The following is an 18,666-nucleotide window of genomic DNA, read 5'->3' as shown; positions in this document are numbered from 1 at the left end:
GTGGCGGCCGGGCAGCTTGTTCTCTTTTGCTATGGCACTTCATTTCATCCGGCGGGGCTCCGGTCCGCCCCTGCTCCTGGTTCACGGCATTGGCGGCAGCGGCCGCTCCTGGAACACGATTCTCGACGCCCTGGCGGCCGAGCACGAGGTTATTGCCGTGGACCTGCCCGGGCACGGGGCGTCGCCGCCGCTGGCGGGGCCGCACACCATCGGCACGCTGGCCGATGCGCTGACGGCCTTTCTGGCCGAGCAGGGCCTGCTGGGAATCGACGCGGTGGGCAACTCCATGGGCGCCCGGCTGGTGCTCGAACTGGCCCGGCGCGGCGGGGTGCTGGGCGCCGTGGTGTCGCTGGACCCGGGCGGGTTCTGGGAAGGCTGGGAAGTGCCGTTCTTCTACCATTCCGTGGCCCTGTCGCAAAAGCTGGTGACGGCCCTGCAGCCGGTGATGCCCGCGCTGATGCACTCGGCGGCGGGGCGCACGGCGCTGCTGCCCCAGTTTTCGGCCCGGCCCTGGGCCGTGGATGCTCAGCTGGCGCAGGAAGAAATGCACTCCCTGGCCCACACGCCCGTCTTTGCGGAATTGCTGGACGCGCTGGCGCACGGCGAGGTACAGCAGGGCGCCGCAAAGGGCAGTTTGCCAGCCCCGCTCGTCATTGGCTGGGGGCGGCACGACCGGGTGTGCCTGCCCGGCCAGGCGCCGCGGGCCCTGGCCGCATTTCCTGACGCCCGCCTGTACTGGTTTGCCGGCAGCGGACACTTTCCCCAGTGGGACCAGCCCGCCGAAACCGTGCGCCTGATTCTGGCAGCCGTGTCCCGGCAGCCGTTCCGCGACGAGGACATTGCCGCGGTGGACCGGCGGCCGGCAAAGGCCCGCGCGGTGCCGGGAGCGGCCGTCGTCGCCGCCGGGCTACTGGTCGTCGCCAGCGCGTTCTGGCTGCTACGCCGGCGGCGCTAACCGACCTGAAAGGCTGCTAGCTGATTCGCAAAAAGCCCGGCCAGAATACTGGCCGGGCTTTTTAGGTTAATAAGGCAGCGCCGCTACTTGCTTTCCGGCTGCATCTGCATGTTCATCATGGTGGCCAGCATGGAGTCGGGGAAGAACACGCTGGAGGCAAAGTTCATCTTGGCCCCGAAGGTGGGCAGCACCCGGGCATCGCCGTTGAGCAGGCCTTTGTAGCCGCCTTCGGCCACTTCTTGGGCCGTGGCTTTCTTGCTTTGGCCCACTTTGGTATCCTCGGCATTCGCGACGCGGAAAAAGTCGGTTTCGGTGGCCGGCGGGCACAGGATAGTCATCGTTACGTCCGATTTCATTTCCTTAAGTTCCTGCTGCAGCGCCTCGGAGAAGCTCAGCACAAAGGCTTTGGTGGCGGCGTACACGGCCTGGCGGGGGTTGGGCAGAAACGAGACAACCGAGCCCAGCTGCAGGATTTTGCCGGCGTTGCGGGTGGTCATTTCGCGCAGGAAGAGCTTGGTGAGCGTCATCAGGGCCAGCACGTTCACGTGCACGATGCCCATTTCCTTCTGCAGGTCGGTTTCGACAAACAAGCCGGCTTCGCCGAAGCCCGCGTCGTTGACCAGCACATCCACCTGCAGGCCCTGGCGCTGGGTTTCCTTGAACAGGTGCAGCGGCCCCTCGTGGGTGCTCAAATCGGCGGGGATAACAACGGTTTGTACGCCGGCAAATTCCTGCTGGATGTTCTGCGCGGCTTGCTCCAGGTCGCCGCCGGGGCGGGCCGAGAGGATGAGGCGGTAGCCGTCGCGGGCAAAGCAGCGGGCAAGTTCAAAGCCGATGCCGCTGGACGCACCGGTAATCAGGACGGTTTGGTTGGCCATAAGGTTGAGATTGGTAAGAAGTGGAGGAAGACCTAAATCAGTAAGCAAGTCGCCAGGAGGGTTGGAAATTCTTACCCCGCAGTCTGCCCGAAGGTTACGATTACTTGCGGGGAGTGCGCCTGAAGGGCGTACCGGGGCTGCCTGCCGTCGCCTGGGACTACACCCAGTGCCGAATTACCCAGGCCAGGGCCAGGGCATCGGCCAGCCACAGTAGGCCACGCTGCAGCCTCGCCCTACTATAAAAACGAAGCAGAACCTGCAGGCTAGGGTACAAGGCACACCAGAGCAGCACCCCCAGCCATCCCCACAGCCCCCAGGGTATGTGCCCGGGTGCAGCGTCCACCACGCCCCAACCGAGCATCAGGCCCAGCAGGAGCAGGCCCGTTACACTGCCAACCAGGCCGGCATAAGCGGCCCGGCTGGGTGTTGCCGGCCCGCTCAGTCGGCGGAGGCAGTACCATGCCCCATACAAGGGCAAGGCCAGTAGCCAGAGCGGGTACATCATGGGGCAAGACAGAACCAGGTAGGAGAAATAGCAGCGCCGGCGGTAAAGAAATCCTGGACTGGATTAGGCTCCCGGCTGGTACAGCGGCTCTACCACCGCCAGGGCTTGAGCTACGGCAGCGGCCAAGGCCCGGGGCTCAATCTCGGCGGCCGCCTCGGGATAAGCTTGGTGGTATTCACGGGCCACCCAGCGGGCCGTCTCGGCGGTGCCCATCGATTGCCACAGCACCCGCAGTACTTCCCAGCGCCACACATGGGGCCCGGCGGGCGTACGCCGCCCGACCCAAACGGTGACCTGTCCGCTGGCGACGTAGGCCGTGGCCCGCACGATGTAAAAAGCCGGGGCGCTCATGCCCGGGCCGGCGCAAGCCACGCGGCGCCGTAGTAGCGCTGGTGCAGGGCCAGCGCCTGCCGCAAGGCCCGGAGCACTTCGCCGCCCACCGCGTCAAACGTGGCAGCATCGAGCTGACGAAACTGCTCCCCCAGCCAAGTCGCGGTTTTACCGATTCCCCACTCGTTCCACAGCAGGTAGGGGAAGTCCCACTCCCACACGATGCTGGGCTGGTAGGAAAATTGGATGAGCAGCAGCAACTCGGCCGTGGAGCCGGCCGGCTCGATATAGGCCCGCGCAAGGGCAGTGGAGGTACAGTCAGGCACAGCAGTCGGCTAGAGGGCGGTACTGCTCCAAGACGAGTGCCGCGAAGGTCTGGTAAGAGAAAAAGGCGGAAAGTACAGGCGGGCCGAAAAGCGCTTTTCGACCCGCTTTGTTTGGGGCTGGAAAGCCGAGCTGTTAAGGCTGGCCGCCCCCGCCGCCGGCGCCGTACACCTGGCCGGTAGCGTAGCTGGCGTCGCTGGCCGCCAGCTGCACGTAAATGGAGGCCAACTCCACCGGCTGCCCGGGCCGGCCCAGGGGCGTGTCGCCGCCAAACTTTTTGAGCTTTTCCTGAGTGGCACCGCCGCTCACCTGCAAGGGCGTCCAGATGGGGCCCGGCGCCACGCCGTTCACGCGAATGCCTTTCGGGCCCAGCTGCTTGGCCAGTGACTTGACGTAGCTCATGTTGGCCGCCTTGGTCATGGCGTAGTCGTGCAGCTCGGCCGAAGGGTCGTAGGCCTGCTCCGAGGTGGTGCTGATGATGGCCGCGCCCGGCTTGAGATGGGGCAAAGCCGCTTTGGTAAGCCAAAAGGGCGCGTAAATGTTGATTTTCATCGTTGCGTCAAAGTCGGCAGAGGAGATATCCAGAATGGACGGCTTGGTTTGCTGGCGCGCGGCGTTGTTGACCAGGATGTCGAGCCCGCCCAGCCCCCGCACGGCCTCGTTGACCAGGCGCTGGCAAAAGGCCTCGTCGCGCAAATCCCCCGGAATGGCCAACGCCTTGCGCCCTTCCTTTTTAATCAGGGCAATGACTTCCTGGGCATCGGCTTCTTCGGCGGGCAGGTAGTTGATGGCCACGTCGGCGCCCTCGCGGGCGTAGGCAATGGCCGCGGCCCGGCCCATGCCCGAGTCGCCCCCGGTAATCAAGGCCTTGCGGCCAGCCAGCCGCCCCGAGCCCTTGTAGCTGGTTTCGCCGTGGTCGGGCCGGGGCTCCATCTTGCTGGCCAGGCCCGGCCAGGGCTGCGACTGCGCCTTGAACGGCGGTTTGGGAAACTTGCTGGTGGGGTCCTGCAGCGGCTCCGCAGCCGCCCCTGCCGGGGCCGTGGCTCCTTCGGCCCCAAACACCGGCGCCACCGCTGCGGCCGCCAATCCCGCTCCCAGGCCGCTCAACACCTTGCGCCGGCTGATTTTATGCTCGTTTTTCATATGCACTACCTGCTTGTGGGTGAAACGTTGTTGGAGGTGATAGTTGCTGGATGTGGAGAAAGGGTAAAACGATAAACTAGATTCCAGGGATAAAGGGCCTATTACGGTGTCGCTCGGGGTTTGGCTAGCTGTTCAGCAGCTTGTCGGGGGTGAGCGGTAAGGAGCGCCGGCGCCGGCCCGTGGCGTGGAACACGGCGTTGGTAATGGCCGCCGCCGTGCCCACGCAGCCAATCTCGCCGATGCCGCGGGCGCCCAGCTCGCTGATGTGGGGGTCGGGGATGTTGAGCCATTCCACCTGCATGTCGGGCGTATCGGCCATGCTGGGCACATGGTAGTCGGCCAGGTTGCGCACCACCGCGCGGCCGTTGCGCGCATCGTAGTGCGTGGCTTCCATCAGCGTGGCGCCCACGCCCATGACCATGCCGCCGATTATCTGGGAGTGTGCCGTCTTGGGGTTCATCAGCCGGCCCACATCGTACACCCCGCAGAGGCGGGCCACGCGAATCGAGCCGCTGGCCTCGTCTACCCGTACCTGCGCAAACACCGCCCCGAACGAGTAAAAAGAATACTTTTCGCGCTCCTCCCCCGGCTTGGCGCCGTCCGTGGCCACGAGGGAAGGCAGCTTGGCCCGCCGCAGAATCGCGCCGTACTCTTCCCCGGTTGCGGGGTTGGACTTGAGTACCAGACGGCCCTCCCGGGCCTCAATGGCTTCGGGGGCCGCGCCGTGCAGCGGGGAAGCAGGGTCACGCCCGGCCAAGCTTTTCATGGCTTCCAGCACCGCCCGGGCCGCCGCCTGCGCGGCCGGGCCCACGGTGGCCGTGGTGGTGGAGCCGCCCGTGGCGGGTGCCGCGGGCAGCGCCGAATCCCCCAGCTCAAATCGCACCCGCTCGACGGGCAGGGCCAGCGCGTCGGCGCTGATTTGACGGAAGATGGTGTAGGCCCCGTTGCCCAGCTCGTGGGTGGCGCTCTGCACCAGGGCGCGGCCGTCGGCGAAAAGGGTGGCGCGGGCCTTGGCCTCGCGCCGGCCCGCCGGGTACATGGTGGTGGCCATGCCGTAGCCAATTAGCTGCGTGCCTTCGCGCATGGAGCGCGGCTGCGGGTTGCGGGCGTCCCAGCCGATGAGCTGCCGGCCCCGGGCGTAGCACTCGCGCAGGTGCTTGCTCGACCAGGGCTGGCCGGTTTCGGGGTTTTTCTCGGCGTAGTTGCGCAGGCGCAGCTCCACGGGGTCCAGGTTGAGCTTAGCGGCCAGTTCATCGATGGCGCATTCCAGGGCCCAGCCGCCCACGGTTTCGCCGGGCCCGCGCATGGGGCAGGGCGAGGGCAGGTGCAGGTGGGCCAGCTGGTGGGCGAAGCTCATATTGGGCACCGCGTACAGCATGCGCGACACCCGGGCGCAGGGCTCGGTAAAGCCGCTGGACTGGGAGGCATGCGTGAGCGTGTCGTGGCGCAGGGCCGTGATTTTGCCGTCCTGCGTGGCGCCCAGCGCCAGGGTTTGCCGGGTGGCGGCGCGCTGCCCGGCCACGGCGAACATGTCCTGGCGGCGCCACTCGATTTTCACCGGCCGGCCCACCACCCGGGCGGCGATGGCCGTGAGCAGCGGCGGGGCGTAGAGCCAGCCTTTGGCCCCGAACGCCCCGCCGATAAAGGGGCAGATGATGTGTACGCTCTCCTTGGGCAATGCCAGCGACGTGGCCATGACTTCCTGCAGTACTTCCAGGGCGCGGGTGGTGTCGTAGAGGGTGAGAAAATCAGCGCCATCGCGCTTTTCCCAGCGCGCAATCGTGGCCAGCAGCTCCAGGGGGTTGTGGTGGGTGATGGCCGACTCGTAAACTGCTTCCAGCCGCACCGGGGCGGCTGCCAGCGCGGCCCCGGGGTTACCGACAGTGACCTGCAGCTTTTCCTTGTTGTTGCCCAAAAACGTTTCGGGCAGGGTCTTGCGGCTGGCCGAAGCCATGGCCAGCTGGGGCGCCTGCCCGGCGTACGTGACGCGCACCAGCGTCGCCGCGTGCCAGGCCCGCTCGTAGGTGTCGGCCACCACCACGGCCAGGGGCTGGCCGGCGTACTCGATGGCGGCGCTTTGCAGCGGCTGCCGGGTCTCGGTGATGCCTCCTTCGCCGCGGAACTGCGTTTCTCCCACTTTGTCGGGAAGCGGCTGCAGGCGGGGCGCGTTTTCGTGGGTGAGCACCGCCAGCACGCCCGGGGCGTTGCGGGCCGCTGCCACGTCAATGGCTTGCACCGTGCCGTGCGCGATGCCGCTGTCCACGACAGCCCCGTACACCAGGCCCGGGACGTCCCATTCGGCCGTGTAGCGCGCGGCGCCGGTGACTTTATGGCGACCGTCGACGCGGTCAAGGGGTTTTCCAGTGGCGGGCATCATCTCACGAGGTAGGATAAGTAGATTTAACGGGGCACCGCCAGCTGGCCGGCCACGCCGCCCACGCTGGCCGCGAAGGCCGTGCCGGCCAGGCCTTGCAGGGGCCGCAGGCCGCTGGTTTCCAGCAGCGCCCGCACCAGTAGGTCGCGGCCCATGGGAACTTTGTAGGCATTGTGCTCCAGCGGCCTGGCGTCGGCAAAGGCGGCCTGCGCGGCGGCCCGGAACAGCTTCTCGGAAGGCGGCTGCCCCGCGAGCATGGCCTCGACTGCCGGCAGCCGCCAGGGCTTGTGCGCCACCCCGCCCAGCGCCACCCGCACCCGCTGCAGCTTGCCGCCGCTCATTTCCAGTGCCACGGCGCACGACACCAGCGCGTAGGCATAGGAGGCCCGCTCCCGCACCTTCAGGTAATGGGAGCGGCCGGTGAAAGCGGGCAGGTCGATGCTGGTAATCAACTCGCCGTGCGCCAGCACCGTGTCCAGGTGGGGCGTGTCGCCGGGCAGGCGGTGCAGCTCGGGAAAGGCAATGGTGCGCGGGCCGCGTGGCCCCAGGGTCTGCACCCGGGCATCAAGGGCCGACAAGGCCACGGCCAGGTCGCTGGGGTGGGTGGCGATGCAGGCCGCCGAGGTTCCGAACAGGGCGTGCACGTGGTTGTAGCCGCCAATGGCCGCGCATCCCGAGCCCGGCTGGCGCTTGTTGCAGGCCTGCGTCGGGTCGCGGAAGTAGGGGCAGCGGGTGCGCTGCAGTGGGTTGCCGGCCATGGAGGCCATGTTGCGAATCTGCACCGAGGCCCCGGCGAGCAGGGCTTCGCTGACCGCCGGGTAGCGGCGCTGCACGTCGGCGTAGTAGGCCGCGGTGGTGTTGGAGACGCCCGCACCGATGCGCAACCCGCCCTCAAACGCGCTAATCTCGCGCAGCGGCAGGGCCGATACGTCGACCAGCAGAGCGGGGCGGTGCACGTCTTCCTTCATCAAGTCGACGTGCGAGGTGCCGCCGGCAATGAACTTGGCCGCGGGGTTGAGGGCCACAGTGGCCACGGCTTGTTCGGCACTCTCGGCGCGCTGGTACTGAAACGGGTGCATAAGCGGGGCAGTGCTAGGCGCGTTGAACTTCCTGAATGGCGGCGATGATGTTGGGGTAGGCGGCGCAGCGGCACAAATTGCCGCTCAGGGCCTCGCGCAGCTCCACGGCCGAGCCGGCCGGCGTGTGCGGGTCCTGCAGCAGGGCCGAGGCCGCCATAATCTGCCCCGGCGTGCAGTAGCCGCACTGAAAGGCGTCGTGCTTGAGAAAAGCTGCCTGCAGGGGGTGCAGCTCCTCCCCGCTGGCCAGGCCTTCGATGGTGGTAATCTGCTTGCCCTGGGCCATGACGGCCAGCGTGAGGCACGAGAGGGCGCTGTGCCCGTCCAGGTGCACGGTGCAGGCGCCGCACTGGCCGTGGTCGCAGCCTTTTTTGGTGCCGGTCAGGTGCAGCTCTTCGCGCAGCGCGTCGAGCAAGGCCACGCGCGGGTCGAACTGCAGGCGGTGCGTTTTGCCGTTGATGGTAAGCGTGACGGCTATTTTACCGGAGCCGCGGGCGGCCGCTTGCGCTTCCTGCGCCGATTTGTCGTCAGCACCGGGGCTGCAGCCGGGCAGCAATAGCAAGGCGGCTGCCGCCAGCGTAGCCGTGACGAAGGTGCGGCGCGAGAGCCCGCCCCCCCATTCACCGCTTGCCCCGCTGGCCAGTGCCGGATGCAGGGCTTGCAGGGCCGCCAGCACCTGGCCGGCGCTCAGCTGCTGGCCCGGCCCGACCACGGTTTGCCAGCGGACGATGCCGTGCTCATCCAGCAGAAACAGCGCCTGTTGGCCGCCCACGCCAAATTGTGCCGCCAACGCGCCGCGGCAGTCCAGCGCGTGCCAGTCCTCGATGGCCGTGTCGACAAAAGCTGCCCCCGCGCCAAACTCCTGCGAGAGCCGGGCAAAAATCTCGCTTTGGTAAGCATGCGTGGGGTTCCACTCGTCGGGGGCAAAGGCCAGGATAACGGGCCGGCCGCGCAGCTCGGACAGGCGGGAGCCATCGGGCAGCACGGCGTCCGGTGCGGAGGCGCCGGTCGGTAAAAGGTCAGTTGGTTCGGCCATCATCACCAGAGTTTTGTGCGGATTTTCAAGAGGATACGAGCTTTAGCTGCCACTGTTCCGCAGCCACTGAGTAGGTCATTTTGCTTCCAACTCTTGTCCCAGCTGTTGGTGCCCCCCACGTGATGCAAGCCGGCAACTGCGCGCAGTTGCTTAACATCTACCCTAAGGTTTAGGTTGAAGCAGGTATGCTGCCTGCTGTCCTTGCTCATCCACCCCTCCCGCTGCTGCCTTCGGCGCCCCTGCCCACGCCGGAAAGCGCGGCAAACAGTCTCTCCGCCCGGTTGGCCGCACACGCTGGCCTGTCCGATTGCGAAGGCGGGTTTCCCGTTGAGGAAATTGCCTGGCTGCGGGAAGCGGGGTTATTGCTAGCGCCCTTGCCCACCCCGTTGGGCGGCGCAGATTTAGTTGCGGGGTCCCAAACGGCCGCGCTATTACAAACCTTGAAGCACATCGGCCGCGGCAACTTGGCCGTGGGTCGCCTCTACGAAGGGCATGTCAACGCGCTGCAGCTGCTGCTGCGCTTTGGCCTCCCCGGCCAAATTGCCCGTTGGGCAGCGGCGGCGGCCGCGGGGCACATGTTTGGCGTTTGGAATACCGAAGCGCAGGATGGCGTACGGCTGGTGCCCTTGCCGGACGGGCGCTACCGGCTGCACGGGAGCAAGACCTTTGCCTCGGGCGCGGGCCACGTCACCCGGCCGCTGCTCACGGCCGCGCTGCCGGACGGCGGCTGGCAAATGCTGATTCTGCCCGCTGATGAGCAGGTTCCGCAACTGGATGCCTCCTTCTGGCGCCCCCTGGGGATGCGGGCCACAGCCAGCTTCCGGGTGGACTTTACCGGGCTGGAGGTCGGGCCGGATGATTTGCTTGGTGCCCCCGGTGACTACTACCAGCAGCCGGGGTTTAGCGGCGGGGCCATCCGGTTTGCCGCCGTGCAGTTGGGCGGAGCCGAAGCCGTATTCGACGAGGCCCGCCGTTTCCTGAGCCGGGCCGGGCGTACGGATGACCCGTACCAGCGCATGCGCTTCGGGGAGCTGGCCGTCTTAGTGGAAAGCGGCAACCAGTGGCTGCGCGGCGCCGCCGCCCATGCCATGCGGTCGGCCGCCGAAGCCGAGGCCGCCGCTACTGTGGCCTATGCCAACATGACCCGCACGGCTGTGGAAGGCATCTGCCTGCATGTGCTGCAACTGGCCGAGCGCAGCGTGGGGGCGCGGGGGCTGCTGCGGCCCGAGCCTTTCGAGCGCCTGCACCGAGACCTGACGCACTACTTGCGCCAGCCCGCCCCTGATGCCGCCGTGGCCGAGGCAGGCCGGTTTGTATTGGAGCAGGTGGCTACCCCCGCGCACGACCTTTGGCATGGATAGCCCCCTTGCCCTGCCCTTGGATGCGCTGCCCTGGCTGCCAGTGGCGCAGGTAAGCACCCTGGGCCGTACCATTGTAGTGGCCCCGCACGCCGACGATGAGTCGCTGGGCTGCGGCGGCCTGCTGGCGCTGCTGCGCGCGGCCGGGCTGCCCGTCGCCGTCATCCTGGTCAGCGACGGCACGATGTCGCACCCAGGTTCCCAAAAATACCCTGCCGAGGCGCGCCGTGCCCTGCGGGAAGCGGAGTTTAGCGAGGCGTTGCGCATTCTGGGCGTCGCGGCCGATGCCAGTCTGCTGCTGCGGCTGCCCGATGGGGCCGTACCCGGCCCCGGGGCGCCCGGCTTTGATCGAAGTGTGCAGGCAATCAGCGCTTTTCTGACAGATTGGGGCCCCGCCACCCTTGTGGTGCCCTGGCGGCGCGACCCGCACCCCGACCACCGCGCCAGCAGTCAGCTCTTACAGGCGGCTCTGACTACGCTGAAGGTCCGGCCCCGGCTGCTGGAATACCTGGTGTGGGCCTGGGAGCGGGCGGCGCCTGCCGATTTACCGCAGCAGGGAGAAGTCCAGGGCTGGCGCCTGGATATTAGCGCGGTAAGCGCGCAAAAGCAGCGCGCCATAGCGGCGCACCGCTCGCAAATCAGCGGCCTGATTGACGACGACCCGACCGGATTTCAGCTCAGTGAGCAGATGCTGGCCCATTTTGCCCGTCCTTACGAGGCTTACCTGGAAGCGAGCTAAGCCAACAAAGACAAGCACCATCTCGCTATGAACCAGCAGCAGCCTCATACCTTGCCCCCCGCCTACTTCGAGCAGGTTTACCAAGCCAACGCGGACCCGTGGCACTTCGAGACCAGCCCCTACGAGCACGCCAAGTACGCCAACACCCTGGCGGCCCTGCCCCGGGCGCTCTACGGTCATGCTTTCGAAGTGGGCTGCTCCCTGGGCGTGCTGACGGAGCAGCTGGCCCTGCGCTGCAAGCGCCTGCTGGCGGTTGACGTCGCCCTGGAGCCGCTCCAGCGCGCGCAGGCGCGTTGCGCGCAACTGCCCCAGGTGGTATTCGAGCAGATGTTTCTGCCCGCGGCGTTTCCCCGCCAGCACAATCTGGACTTGGTCGTGCTTTCCGAAGTGGGCTACTACTGGGATTTGGCCGACTTAACGCGGGTGGCGGACGGGCTGCTCGCCCGTATGGTAGCCGGCGGGCAGCTGCTGCTGGTGCATTGGACGCCCCTCGTGCCGGATTATCCCCTCACCGGCGACGAAGTGCACGCCTTTTTTCTGCACCTGGCCACGCCGCAAGGTCCTTGGCAGCACCTGCACGGGGAGCGGCACACCACGTATCGGTTGGACCTGCTGGAAAAGCGCTAATTGCCAGCCTGCTCGTGCTGCCGGATTAGCTGCCGCAGTTCGGCCAGCGCCTGACCCAGCGGGACGGGCGACTGATGCGGCAGCTGGTGCCCGGCTGCCTGCCGGCTGCGCTCTACCCAGTGCCATAGGCTCCCGAACGTATCGGCGGCGCGCAGCTGCTGGGCCAGGCCGGTCCGGGAAACTCCTAGCGTGCTGGCCAGCTCGCAGAGCGTTTGATTCGGTAAAGAAGGCTGGTGCGGAAGCTGCCAGTGCCGGCGCAACTGGTTGCGGGCTTGCCATTCCAGCCGCAGCCCCTGTGGGCACTCCACCAGAAACTCTTGCTGCTGCTGGTGCATGCTGTCCCACTGGCGCAGCTGCCACGACAATCCCACGGCTACGCGCCCCGTGCGCCGGTCGGAAGTCACTGCCTGCACCTGCGGGCTGTGGCGCACGCGCAAGTCGTGGCGGCGCAGGCATTGGTACAGTGCTTCGTCTTCCAGGTAAGGCACCACGGGCAGGCCGCCCACGCGCCGGTAAGCCTGCGGGGTAAGGGCCAGGCTGGCCCCAAAATGCTGGTGGTGCCGGGGCCACGGGTCGGCCGGGTCGGGGTCGACCAGGCTTTCCAGGCGGGCCCGCAGCATCCGGTACGTGGTGTCGCGCAGGTGTTGGTAGCGCACGGCGCACTTGCTGCCGTCCGGTGTGCCCGTCAGAATGCGCCCTCCTACGGCGTCGTTTCCAGCGCGCAGCTCGGCTTGAATGGCGGCCAGCCACGTGGGCGCCACGCGGGTATCGGCGTCGGTGCTGGCCAGAAAAGCGTGGGAGTTGCCCGCCTGCTCCAGCCGGTGGCAGGCCTCGTCCATGAGCAGGCGCCGGGCCTGCCCGATGTGCGCCTCGCCGGGAGGTAAGGTCAACTCGTGCACGTGCAGCGCGAAGGCGGGGTGGGCTTGGCCAAATGCCCGGGCCACGGCCGCGGTTTGGTCGTTGCAGTTGTTGGCCAGGACCAGCACTTCGAAGCGGCGCGGGTCCCAGGGCCGGCCGGCGAAATCCACTTGGGCCGCCAACGCTGCCAGCGTCGGGCCCAGGGTTGCTACCTCGTTTTTGGCCGGAACAATAACCGAGGCCACCAATTGCGTGGCGGGCAGTGACCCAAATAGACTCACCCGCACCGGCACCGCGACACTGGGAGAAGCGCCGGCCGGCTCAACCGGCGGGACCCGGTTGCTGGTCGACGCCGAGGGATAAGAACCACTAACCGGGCAGGTAACGAAGGGAATTTGGGCAGAATCCGGAAAGCTGGCAGCCAAGCAGTTTTACCTTAAAAGTAAGACAAGGAAAGCAAGGCACTAACTCCTCTGGCGCCGGAATGTTAAAGTAAACGGGGGCTGGCTGCCTTTTCGCCTGACATGTTAATCCCGACGGGCCAGAAACTTGTCGGCCGTGCGCAAGCTCAGGGCCATGATGGTAAGGGCCGGGTTGACACTCAGGGCGCTGAGAAAGAAGGATTTGTCGCAGATGTACAGGTTGGGCACGTCGAAGGCCTGGCCGTCGGCATTCACCACGGCAGCATCCCCCGACAGCCCCATGCGGGCCGTGCCGATGATGTGGGCGTTGCGCGGGAAGGCCCAGATGTCGCTGGCCCCGGCGGCTGCCCAGATGCGGCGCATCAGCTGCTCGGCGTGGCGGGTCATACGCACCTCGTTTTCCTGGTTGGTGAAGGTGATGCACGGCTTGGGCAGGCCGCGGGCGTTAATAAAACCGGCACACCTGGTCAGCATAAGCTGTTACGGAACAGTCGTCCCGTGGTGGGGCGTCCCCAAAACCCGCCAGGTCGGTAGCCAGCAAGTCATGGTCGGGTGCCAGTAGCTTGGTCATGGCCTCGTTGGCCCGGCCCGAGCCAGCCCAGTAGTGCAGCCCAACAAAGGCGAGCGATTCAGGCATGAGAAATTAAAAGCGAATGGGTACCCGAAATAAGTGGCCGTGGCCATGAGGCTGACCAGCTAAAGGATGTTGAGCCGGCCGCCATCTGCCACCACCGTGGTACCGTTCACGAAGGCGGCCTGGGGAGAGGCCAGAAAGCAGATGACTTCGGCAATGTCTTCGGGCCGGCCAACGGCGCCGGTAATCTTTTCTTTCCCGCTTTTCACGTTGGGGTTTTCCCAGAGCATGGGTGTGTCCACGGCGTCGGGCGCCACGTTGTTAATGCGCAACCAACTGCTGTCGTACTCCTGGCTCAGGCCCCGGGTAAATGCCTCCATGGCCCCTTTGCTGGCCGCGTAGGGCATGACGTTGGCCGAGGTCTCGTGGGCGTGAACCGAGCTGACGTTGACAATAGCGCCCTTCTTCATGTGGGGAGTGCACAGCTTGCAGAGCAGAAACACCGCCCGCAGGTTGATGGCCATCAATTGGTCCCATTCTTCCATTGCCAATTCCGCAATGGGCTGGTACGTCATCATCGCGGCGCCGTTAACCAGCACGTCCATGCGCTTCCACTTTTTTACAATGCTTGCCACGGCCACCTGAACCTGCTCCAGACTGCCGACATCGGTTTGCAGGAAAATGGCCGTGCCGCCGGCTTTCGCAATTTCCGCCACCACGGCGCTGCCTTCGCTTTCGGTGCGGCTCAGGATAGCCACCTTGCCCCCTTCGGCAGCCAGTTGCCGGGCGGTGGCCCGGCCAATACCCGAGTTTCCGCCCGTGACCACACAAACCTTGTTTTTAAACCGCGTCATCAGCTGCTGGCTTTAAAGAGAAAGGGAATTGGACCTGCCGCCCAACCGCCCGGGTAAGCAGCATAGGCGAGCCTGCCGAATCCAAGCAGAACCGGATAATTTCATCGGAATAAGCAACCCGAAACACCCGGATTGGTTACAGTCCAACTAACTCCGGCTTGCTTAACGCCATAAAGGGGGCTGGGGGCATAGTCCGGGCATCTTAGCGCGGGTGAAACCGCGGGAGCCCAAGTAGAACGCGTTGAGCTAAGTAGGTAAGGAGTTTCTGCTCGCTCCGTCAAGCCGTGCAGCCGTAATATGACCATGAGCCACTCTATTCCCATCTATCAGCTGCAGGCTTTTTCCAGCTATAACCACGCGCCTGCTGAGGTGTACTTTCCCGATTATGCGGCCAAGGAAAAGCCCAAAATTCCCCTGGACCGCCCTTACCGTGGCGACTACTACAAAATCAGTTTGTGCCTGCGGGGCCGGGCCGAGCTAAAAGTGAATCTGGCATCCTACACCGTGATACCTGGGTGTTTGGTGCTGGCCACGCCCGACGTTATCAAGGAGTGGGGCTACCTCTCCGACGACTACGAAACGCTGTCTGTCTTTTTTACCAGGGAGTTCATCACCACCAACAACGCGGCCACGGGCAAGCTTCGCTTTTTGTTTCGCCGGTTGCTCACGTGCTGCCGCTGTTGCCGGAAGAGGCGGCGGGCATTGCCGCGTCCTTTCGCTTTCTGCAGCAGAAATACCACACCCCTCACCCCGAGCGGGACAACATCCTGAAAAGCATTCTCAACAGCCTGCTCTACGAGATTGGCGACCTATACTGCCCGGCGGCCGCGCCGCGCCCCACCGGTGCCACGCGGGGCCAGGTGCTGGCCACCCAGTTTCGGCAACTGGTGCAGGCGCATTACCGCTCGGCGCGTAGCGTAAGCCAGTACGCGGCCATACTGTGCGTGACGCCCAAGCACCTCACTGCCCTGGTCAAGCAGGCCACCGGGCGCACCGCCAGCGACTGGATTGCCGACGCCGTGGTGCTGGAAGCCAAGGCCTTGCTGCAGACGCCGGCCCTGTCCATTCAGCAGGTGGCGGCCAGTCTGCAGTTTGCCGACCAATTCGCTTTTAGCCGGTTTTTCAAGAAAAGCACCGGGTTGTCGCCTACGGCTTATCGGCAGGTTGGGTAAGCGCATTTGCGGCCTTCTGGCCATATGCTGCCGCCATTGGGCCATGGCAGGGAGGTACCCGAATGCGGAATTTTGCAGCCGTTGTTTTCTCCCACGCCTGCACCCTTGCCGCGATGATACTAATAACCGGCGCCACGGGCCACCTCGGCTCGGCCACCCTTGATTTTCTACTGCAAAAGCGCCCGGCCGCCCAGGTGGCGGCGCTGGTCCGCGACGAGCACAAAGCCGTGGATTTAAAAGCCAAAGGCGTCGAGTTGCGGGTGGGCAGCTACGACGACCCCGCTTGGCTGGACCGGGCCATGCAGGGCGTAGAAAAGGTGCTGCTCATTGCCGGTACCGACGAAGAACGCCGCGTGCAGCAGCACCAAAACGTGATTGACGCCGCCCAAAAGGCCGGGGTGCGCTGGGTGGGCTACACCAGCCGCACGCTGAAAGACCGGGCTACGATGGCCAACCAGCTCATGGAAGGTCATTTTCAGACCGAAGACTACCTCAAATCCAGCGGGCTGGCGTACAGCCTGTTTCGCAACGTTCTCTATCTGGACGCGGTGCCGCAGTTCGTCGGACCTCAGGTGTGGGACAAGGGCATCTACCTGCCGGCCGGCCAGGGCCGGGTTCCCTTCGCCCTGCGCCGCGAGATGGGCGAGGCCCTGGCCACGGTACTAGCCGCCGCGCAGCCCGCCCGGCCGCTGTACACGCTCACCGGCAGCGAGTCGTACGGTTTCGCCGACGTGGCAGCAGCGCTGTCGGACCTGTCGGGAAAGCCGGTGGCCTACACCGCGGCAGAGGTGCCCGCCTTTGCGCAGCAGCTGCAAGGGCGGGGCTTGCCCGAAACGGTGGTTGAGCGGATTATTGGCTTTCTGACCGACATCAAAAACGGGCAGGAAGACCAAGTCAGCCCCGACCTGGAGTACCTGTTGGGGCGTAAGCCAACCGGGCTCCGGGCGGGACTCAAAGAGCTGTATAAGCTGTAGTCGCCGCTCTTCTTCACCTGCTTACCTTTGAATACCCTACTCATGAAAATTGTCATCACCGGCTCATTGGGAAACATCGGCCAGCCCTTGGCCGAAATACTGGTGCAGCAAGGGCACGCGGTGAGTGTCATTAGCAGCAAGCCGGAAAAGCAGCGTGCCATTGAAGCCCTGGGCGCCAAGGCCGCCATTGGCACGCTGGAGGACGCGGACTTTCTAACCACCACTTTCACCGGCGCCGACGCCGTGTTCGCGATGGTGCCCCCCAACTTCGCCGAGCTTGACCAGGTCGACTATTACCGCCGCCTAGCTGGCGGCTATGCCCAGGCCATTGCCCGGGCGGGCGTGCCGCGGGTGGTGCACCTTAGCAGCTACGGCGCCCACCTGGACCACGGCACGGGCTTTATCCTGGGCTCGCACCACGCCGAAAGACTGCTGAATGAGCTTTTCGGTGTGGCCCTTACGCACCTGCGGCCGGGGTACTTCTACACCAACCTGTTCAGCTTTGCCGGCATGATAAAGGGGCAGGGCCGGATGGGCGCCAACTACGGCGGCGACGACCCGCTGGTGCTGGTGCACCCGCGCGACATTGCCGCCGCGGCCGCCGAAGAGCTGACGACAACCGCCCGTGCCTCGCCCGTGCGCTACGTGGCCAGCGACGAGCAACCGGCAAGTGAAGTCGCCCGCGTCCTGGGCGAGGCCATTGGCCGGCCGGGGCTGCAGTGGCTTACCTTCAGCGATGAGCAAACCCGGCGCGCAATGGAGCAGCGCGGCCTGCCGGTCCACTTGGTAACCAACTTCGTGGAAATGGGCGCCAGCACCCACAGCGGAGCTCTACGGGAGGACTACGACCAGCACCAGCCCGCCGTGCTTGGCCCAACCAAAGTGGCGGATTTTGCCCGGGAATTCGCAGCCTTTTACGAAAAGGCGTAACCCCGGGCAGGGTGGCCGCCGGCGACTAAGCAACCAATTCCTCCGCTGGCAGTTGCTATCATCAAACCGCTTGCTTTTATCCGATGACCCTTTCTGAAAAAGGCCCGCTGGCCCCGGTTCCGGTTCTCTCAGCCGCCCTCGAACCAATTTCCCGGGCCATCCAGCACTGGCCCGGCATTACGGCCGCGGCCCACTGGGACCTGTACCGGGTGGGCGAACAAGTCGACGGCGCCGATTTTTACGTGGGCGACGAGGAGTTGGGCCACCTGCACCTCAACGGCGAGGCCCACCTGGCCACCAGCCCGGCGCTGGGCGCGGCGCTGGTGGCCAGCGGGCTGGCCCGGCCGCTGCGCTTTGGCGGGGCAGCCTACCGGGGCTGGACAGAATTCAGCGTCCGCACGAGTGCCGACGCGGCGCACGTCACGTGGCTGTTCGAATTAAACTACCAGCGGATTTGCGGCCGCCCGGAGGCGGAGCTGCTCGCAGAGGTTGCCCAGCACCAGCCCGCATAGAGAGTTCGCGGCCCGGTCCGCGACAAATGCGAGCTCAATGCCAGCCGGGCCCCAGCCAGGCCACCTATGGTTTGGCAAACTTGGTTGAACTCCCACTTACTGCGCAGAAAAGCGAAACGCCGCCGGCGTGAGGCCGGTCTTGCTTTTGAAGAGCCGCGAGAAATACTGCGGGTACTCGAAGCCGAGTTGAAAGGCTGTTTCGTTGATGGAGAGCGAGGTAGTGAGCAGCAGGCGCTTGGCCTTTTCAATTAAGGCGTGGTGCAGGTGCTGCTGGGTACTCTGGCCGGTAAGGGCCCGTAGCATGTCGCCCAGGTAAGCCGGCGACACGTGCAGGGCATCGGCGAAGTGCTGCACCGTGGGCAAAGGCACTTCGCCCGCCTGGGCAAAGTAGGCCGTCACTTGGGCTTCGAAGCGGCTCAGCAGGTCGTGCTCGGCCGTGCGCCGGGTCAGGAACTGGCGGTGACAGAAGCGGTTGGCGTAGTTCAGCAAGACTTCGAGCTGGGCCACGAGTACGTCCTGGCTGAAGGCGTCGATGGGCCGCTCGTACTCGCCGCGGATGACGGCAAGCAAGCCGTCGAGCAGACTCTCCTCCTGGGCTGAGAGGTGCAGGGCCTCGTGTACCTGATAGCTAAAAAAGCCATAGCCGGCTATTTTCCCGGCCAGCGGGTACGGACGCAGCAGGTCGGGATGAAACACCAGCATCCAGCCGCTGAGTTGGGTGATGTCCAGTGTGGCATCGAAGGCCGACACCTGCCCGGGGGCCATAAAGCCCATCACGCCCTCCCCGAAGTCGTAGGACTGGTGTCCGTAGTGCACTTTGCCCTTCAGGTTTTTCTTCACCCACACTGTGTAAAGCTGCTGCACTACCGGGGGCAGGTCGGGCGGCAGCACGTTGCGGCGGGTCTGCTCCAAATCGATGAGCGTGAGCAAGGGATGGGCCGGCGCCGGCAGGCCGCAGAAGCGGGTGTAGTCGGTCACGGTGCTGAGCACCAGAAACTCCTTGCTTGCGTTTTTCATGACGAAGT

Annotated in this window: 22 protein-coding genes; 9 read left to right on the top strand and 13 right to left on the bottom strand. The window is 65.6% G+C overall.

Annotated elements, in window-relative coordinates:
- Positions 1-31: 31 nt before the first annotated feature.
- The gene (locus ABD903_RS18130; RefSeq protein WP_345226677.1) at positions 32-955 is read left to right on the top strand and encodes an alpha/beta fold hydrolase; all 924 of its coding nucleotides are present in this window, start codon (positions 32-34) and stop codon (positions 953-955) included.
- Between the two features lie 83 nt (positions 956-1,038).
- Here ABD903_RS18130 and ABD903_RS18125 read toward each other — a convergent pair whose 3' ends face one another.
- The 8 genes from ABD903_RS18125 to ABD903_RS18090 all read right to left on the bottom strand — a co-directional run bounded on the left by ABD903_RS18125 (position 1,039) and on the right by ABD903_RS18090 (position 8,621).
- Positions 1,039-1,833 carry an SDR family NAD(P)-dependent oxidoreductase gene (locus ABD903_RS18125; RefSeq protein WP_345226676.1) on the bottom strand — a complete coding sequence of 265 codons (795 nt, stop codon included), beginning with the start codon at positions 1,831-1,833 and terminating at the stop codon, positions 1,039-1,041.
- Between the two features lie 157 nt (positions 1,834-1,990).
- A complete protein-coding gene (locus tag ABD903_RS18120; protein WP_345226674.1) occupies positions 1,991-2,338 on the bottom strand; it encodes a hypothetical protein in 348 nt (115 codons plus the stop codon).
- A 63-nt stretch (positions 2,339-2,401) separates the two neighbouring features.
- Positions 2,402-2,689, bottom strand: coding sequence for a hypothetical protein (locus tag ABD903_RS18115; RefSeq protein WP_345226673.1), 288 nt, complete (start codon positions 2,687-2,689; stop codon positions 2,402-2,404).
- Complete coding sequence (locus ABD903_RS18110) at positions 2,686-2,994, bottom strand: hypothetical protein (protein ID WP_111480633.1); 309 nt, start codon at positions 2,992-2,994, stop codon at positions 2,686-2,688. Before ABD903_RS18110 ends, ABD903_RS18115 begins: the two co-directional genes overlap by 4 nt.
- A gap of 133 nt (positions 2,995-3,127) precedes the next feature.
- Entirely contained in the window at positions 3,128-4,135 is a 1,008-nt protein-coding gene (locus ABD903_RS18105) for an SDR family oxidoreductase (protein WP_345226670.1), read from the bottom strand.
- 124 nt (positions 4,136-4,259) lie between these two features.
- On the bottom strand, positions 4,260-6,512 hold the full coding sequence (locus ABD903_RS18100) for a xanthine dehydrogenase family protein molybdopterin-binding subunit (RefSeq protein WP_345226669.1): 2,253 nt from the start codon (positions 6,510-6,512) through the stop codon (positions 4,260-4,262).
- Between the two features lie 23 nt (positions 6,513-6,535).
- A complete protein-coding gene (locus ABD903_RS18095; protein WP_345226667.1) occupies positions 6,536-7,588 on the bottom strand; it encodes an FAD binding domain-containing protein in 1,053 nt (350 codons plus the stop codon).
- Between the two features lie 13 nt (positions 7,589-7,601).
- Positions 7,602-8,621, bottom strand: a complete 1,020-nt coding sequence (locus ABD903_RS18090; protein WP_345226665.1) for a 2Fe-2S iron-sulfur cluster-binding protein — start codon at positions 8,619-8,621, stop codon at positions 7,602-7,604.
- A 185-nt stretch (positions 8,622-8,806) separates the two neighbouring features.
- Here ABD903_RS18090 and ABD903_RS18085 point away from each other — a divergent pair, with 185 nt between their 5' ends.
- From ABD903_RS18085 to ABD903_RS18075, 3 genes are read left to right on the top strand one after another with little or no spacing between them, the layout of a single operon-like run.
- Positions 8,807-9,982 carry an acyl-CoA dehydrogenase family protein gene (locus ABD903_RS18085; RefSeq protein ID WP_345226663.1) on the top strand — a complete coding sequence of 392 codons (1,176 nt, stop codon included), beginning with the start codon at positions 8,807-8,809 and terminating at the stop codon, positions 9,980-9,982.
- Positions 9,975-10,718 (top strand): PIG-L deacetylase family protein, encoded by a 744-nt coding sequence (locus ABD903_RS18080; RefSeq protein WP_345226662.1) that lies wholly within the window; start codon positions 9,975-9,977, stop codon positions 10,716-10,718. The genes ABD903_RS18085 and ABD903_RS18080 overlap by 8 nt, the downstream gene beginning before the upstream one ends.
- 27 nt (positions 10,719-10,745) lie before the next feature.
- On the top strand, positions 10,746-11,345 hold the full coding sequence (locus ABD903_RS18075) for an SAM-dependent methyltransferase (protein ID WP_345226660.1): 600 nt from the start codon (positions 10,746-10,748) through the stop codon (positions 11,343-11,345).
- Here the strand turns inward: ABD903_RS18075 and ABD903_RS18070 are convergent.
- The 4 genes from ABD903_RS18070 to ABD903_RS18055 form a co-directional block, all read right to left on the bottom strand.
- Complete coding sequence (locus ABD903_RS18070; protein ID WP_345226658.1) at positions 11,342-12,628, bottom strand: glycosyltransferase family 2 protein; 1,287 nt, start codon at positions 12,626-12,628, stop codon at positions 11,342-11,344. The genes ABD903_RS18075 and ABD903_RS18070 overlap by 4 nt on opposite strands.
- Positions 12,629-12,730: 102 nt before the next feature.
- On the bottom strand, positions 12,731-13,099 hold the full coding sequence (locus ABD903_RS18065; RefSeq protein WP_345226656.1) for a GMC family oxidoreductase: 369 nt from the start codon (positions 13,097-13,099) through the stop codon (positions 12,731-12,733).
- A complete protein-coding gene (locus tag ABD903_RS18060; RefSeq protein ID WP_345226654.1) occupies positions 13,071-13,262 on the bottom strand; it encodes an alpha/beta fold hydrolase in 192 nt (63 codons plus the stop codon). The genes ABD903_RS18065 and ABD903_RS18060 overlap by 29 nt, the downstream gene beginning before the upstream one ends.
- A 59-nt stretch (positions 13,263-13,321) precedes the next feature.
- A complete protein-coding gene (locus ABD903_RS18055) occupies positions 13,322-14,053 on the bottom strand; it encodes an SDR family NAD(P)-dependent oxidoreductase (protein WP_345226653.1) in 732 nt (243 codons plus the stop codon).
- A gap of 303 nt (positions 14,054-14,356) precedes the next feature.
- Between ABD903_RS18055 and ABD903_RS18050 the strand changes: the two genes are divergently transcribed.
- The 5 genes from ABD903_RS18050 (at position 14,357) to ABD903_RS18030 (ending at position 17,641) form a co-directional block, all read left to right on the top strand.
- Entirely contained in the window at positions 14,357-14,824 is a 468-nt protein-coding gene (locus ABD903_RS18050; protein WP_345226651.1) for a cupin domain-containing protein, read from the top strand.
- On the top strand, positions 14,722-15,225 hold the full coding sequence (locus tag ABD903_RS18045; RefSeq protein WP_345226649.1) for a helix-turn-helix domain-containing protein: 504 nt from the start codon (positions 14,722-14,724) through the stop codon (positions 15,223-15,225). Before ABD903_RS18050 ends, ABD903_RS18045 begins: the two co-directional genes overlap by 103 nt.
- Positions 15,226-15,338: 113 nt before the next feature.
- Positions 15,339-16,199 (top strand): SDR family oxidoreductase, encoded by an 861-nt coding sequence (locus tag ABD903_RS18040; protein WP_345226647.1) that lies wholly within the window; start codon positions 15,339-15,341, stop codon positions 16,197-16,199.
- 42 nt (positions 16,200-16,241) lie between these two features.
- Positions 16,242-17,129 carry an NmrA family NAD(P)-binding protein gene (locus ABD903_RS18035; RefSeq protein WP_345226646.1) on the top strand — a complete coding sequence of 296 codons (888 nt, stop codon included), beginning with the start codon at positions 16,242-16,244 and terminating at the stop codon, positions 17,127-17,129.
- 83 nt (positions 17,130-17,212) lie between these two features.
- Positions 17,213-17,641, top strand: coding sequence for a luciferase domain-containing protein (locus ABD903_RS18030; protein WP_345226644.1), 429 nt, complete (start codon positions 17,213-17,215; stop codon positions 17,639-17,641).
- Between the two features lie 96 nt (positions 17,642-17,737).
- Here the strand turns inward: ABD903_RS18030 and ABD903_RS18025 are convergent, their stop codons facing one another.
- Entirely contained in the window at positions 17,738-18,658 is a 921-nt protein-coding gene (locus ABD903_RS18025; RefSeq protein WP_345226642.1) for a helix-turn-helix domain-containing protein, read from the bottom strand.
- Positions 18,659-18,666 lie beyond the last annotated feature (8 nt).

The sequence above is a fragment of the Hymenobacter koreensis genome (genome assembly GCF_039541855.1).
Classification (GTDB): domain Bacteria; phylum Bacteroidota; class Bacteroidia; order Cytophagales; family Hymenobacteraceae; genus Solirubrum; species Solirubrum koreensis.
The sequence above is the reverse complement of the archived record's forward strand: the minus strand, read 5'-3'. Positions and strand labels throughout refer to the sequence as shown.

Bases quoted from the DNA above. Each gene is read 5' to 3' on its own strand.
- ABD903_RS18130 (WP_345226677.1), top strand. From the start codon at position 32: ATGGCACTTCATTTCATCCGGCGGGGCTCCGGTCCGCCCCTGCTCCTG.
- ABD903_RS18125 (WP_345226676.1), bottom strand. From the start codon at position 1,833: ATGGCCAACCAAACCGTCCTGATTACCGGTGCGTCCAGCGGCATCGGC.
- ABD903_RS18120 (WP_345226674.1), bottom strand. From the start codon at position 2,338: ATGATGTACCCGCTCTGGCTACTGGCCTTGCCCTTGTATGGGGCATGG.
- ABD903_RS18115 (WP_345226673.1), bottom strand. From the start codon at position 2,689: ATGAGCGCCCCGGCTTTTTACATCGTGCGGGCCACGGCCTACGTCGCC.
- ABD903_RS18105 (WP_345226670.1), bottom strand. From the start codon at position 4,135: ATGAAAAACGAGCATAAAATCAGCCGGCGCAAGGTGTTGAGCGGCCTG.
- ABD903_RS18100 (WP_345226669.1), bottom strand. From the start codon at position 6,512: ATGATGCCCGCCACTGGAAAACCCCTTGACCGCGTCGACGGTCGCCAT.
- ABD903_RS18095 (WP_345226667.1), bottom strand. From the start codon at position 7,588: ATGCACCCGTTTCAGTACCAGCGCGCCGAGAGTGCCGAACAAGCCGTG.
- ABD903_RS18090 (WP_345226665.1), bottom strand. From the start codon at position 8,621: ATGGCCGAACCAACTGACCTTTTACCGACCGGCGCCTCCGCACCGGAC.
- ABD903_RS18085 (WP_345226663.1), top strand. From the start codon at position 8,807: ATGCTGCCTGCTGTCCTTGCTCATCCACCCCTCCCGCTGCTGCCTTCG.
- ABD903_RS18080 (WP_345226662.1), top strand. From the start codon at position 9,975: ATGGATAGCCCCCTTGCCCTGCCCTTGGATGCGCTGCCCTGGCTGCCA.
- ABD903_RS18075 (WP_345226660.1), top strand. From the start codon at position 10,746: ATGAACCAGCAGCAGCCTCATACCTTGCCCCCCGCCTACTTCGAGCAG.
- ABD903_RS18065 (WP_345226656.1), bottom strand. From the start codon at position 13,099: ATGCTGACCAGGTGTGCCGGTTTTATTAACGCCCGCGGCCTGCCCAAG.
- ABD903_RS18060 (WP_345226654.1), bottom strand. From the start codon at position 13,262: ATGCCTGAATCGCTCGCCTTTGTTGGGCTGCACTACTGGGCTGGCTCG.
- ABD903_RS18055 (WP_345226653.1), bottom strand. From the start codon at position 14,053: ATGACGCGGTTTAAAAACAAGGTTTGTGTGGTCACGGGCGGAAACTCG.
- ABD903_RS18050 (WP_345226651.1), top strand. From the start codon at position 14,357: ATGAGCCACTCTATTCCCATCTATCAGCTGCAGGCTTTTTCCAGCTAT.
- ABD903_RS18040 (WP_345226647.1), top strand. From the start codon at position 15,339: ATGATACTAATAACCGGCGCCACGGGCCACCTCGGCTCGGCCACCCTT.
- ABD903_RS18035 (WP_345226646.1), top strand. From the start codon at position 16,242: ATGAAAATTGTCATCACCGGCTCATTGGGAAACATCGGCCAGCCCTTG.
- ABD903_RS18030 (WP_345226644.1), top strand. From the start codon at position 17,213: ATGACCCTTTCTGAAAAAGGCCCGCTGGCCCCGGTTCCGGTTCTCTCA.
- ABD903_RS18025 (WP_345226642.1), bottom strand. From the start codon at position 18,658: ATGAAAAACGCAAGCAAGGAGTTTCTGGTGCTCAGCACCGTGACCGAC.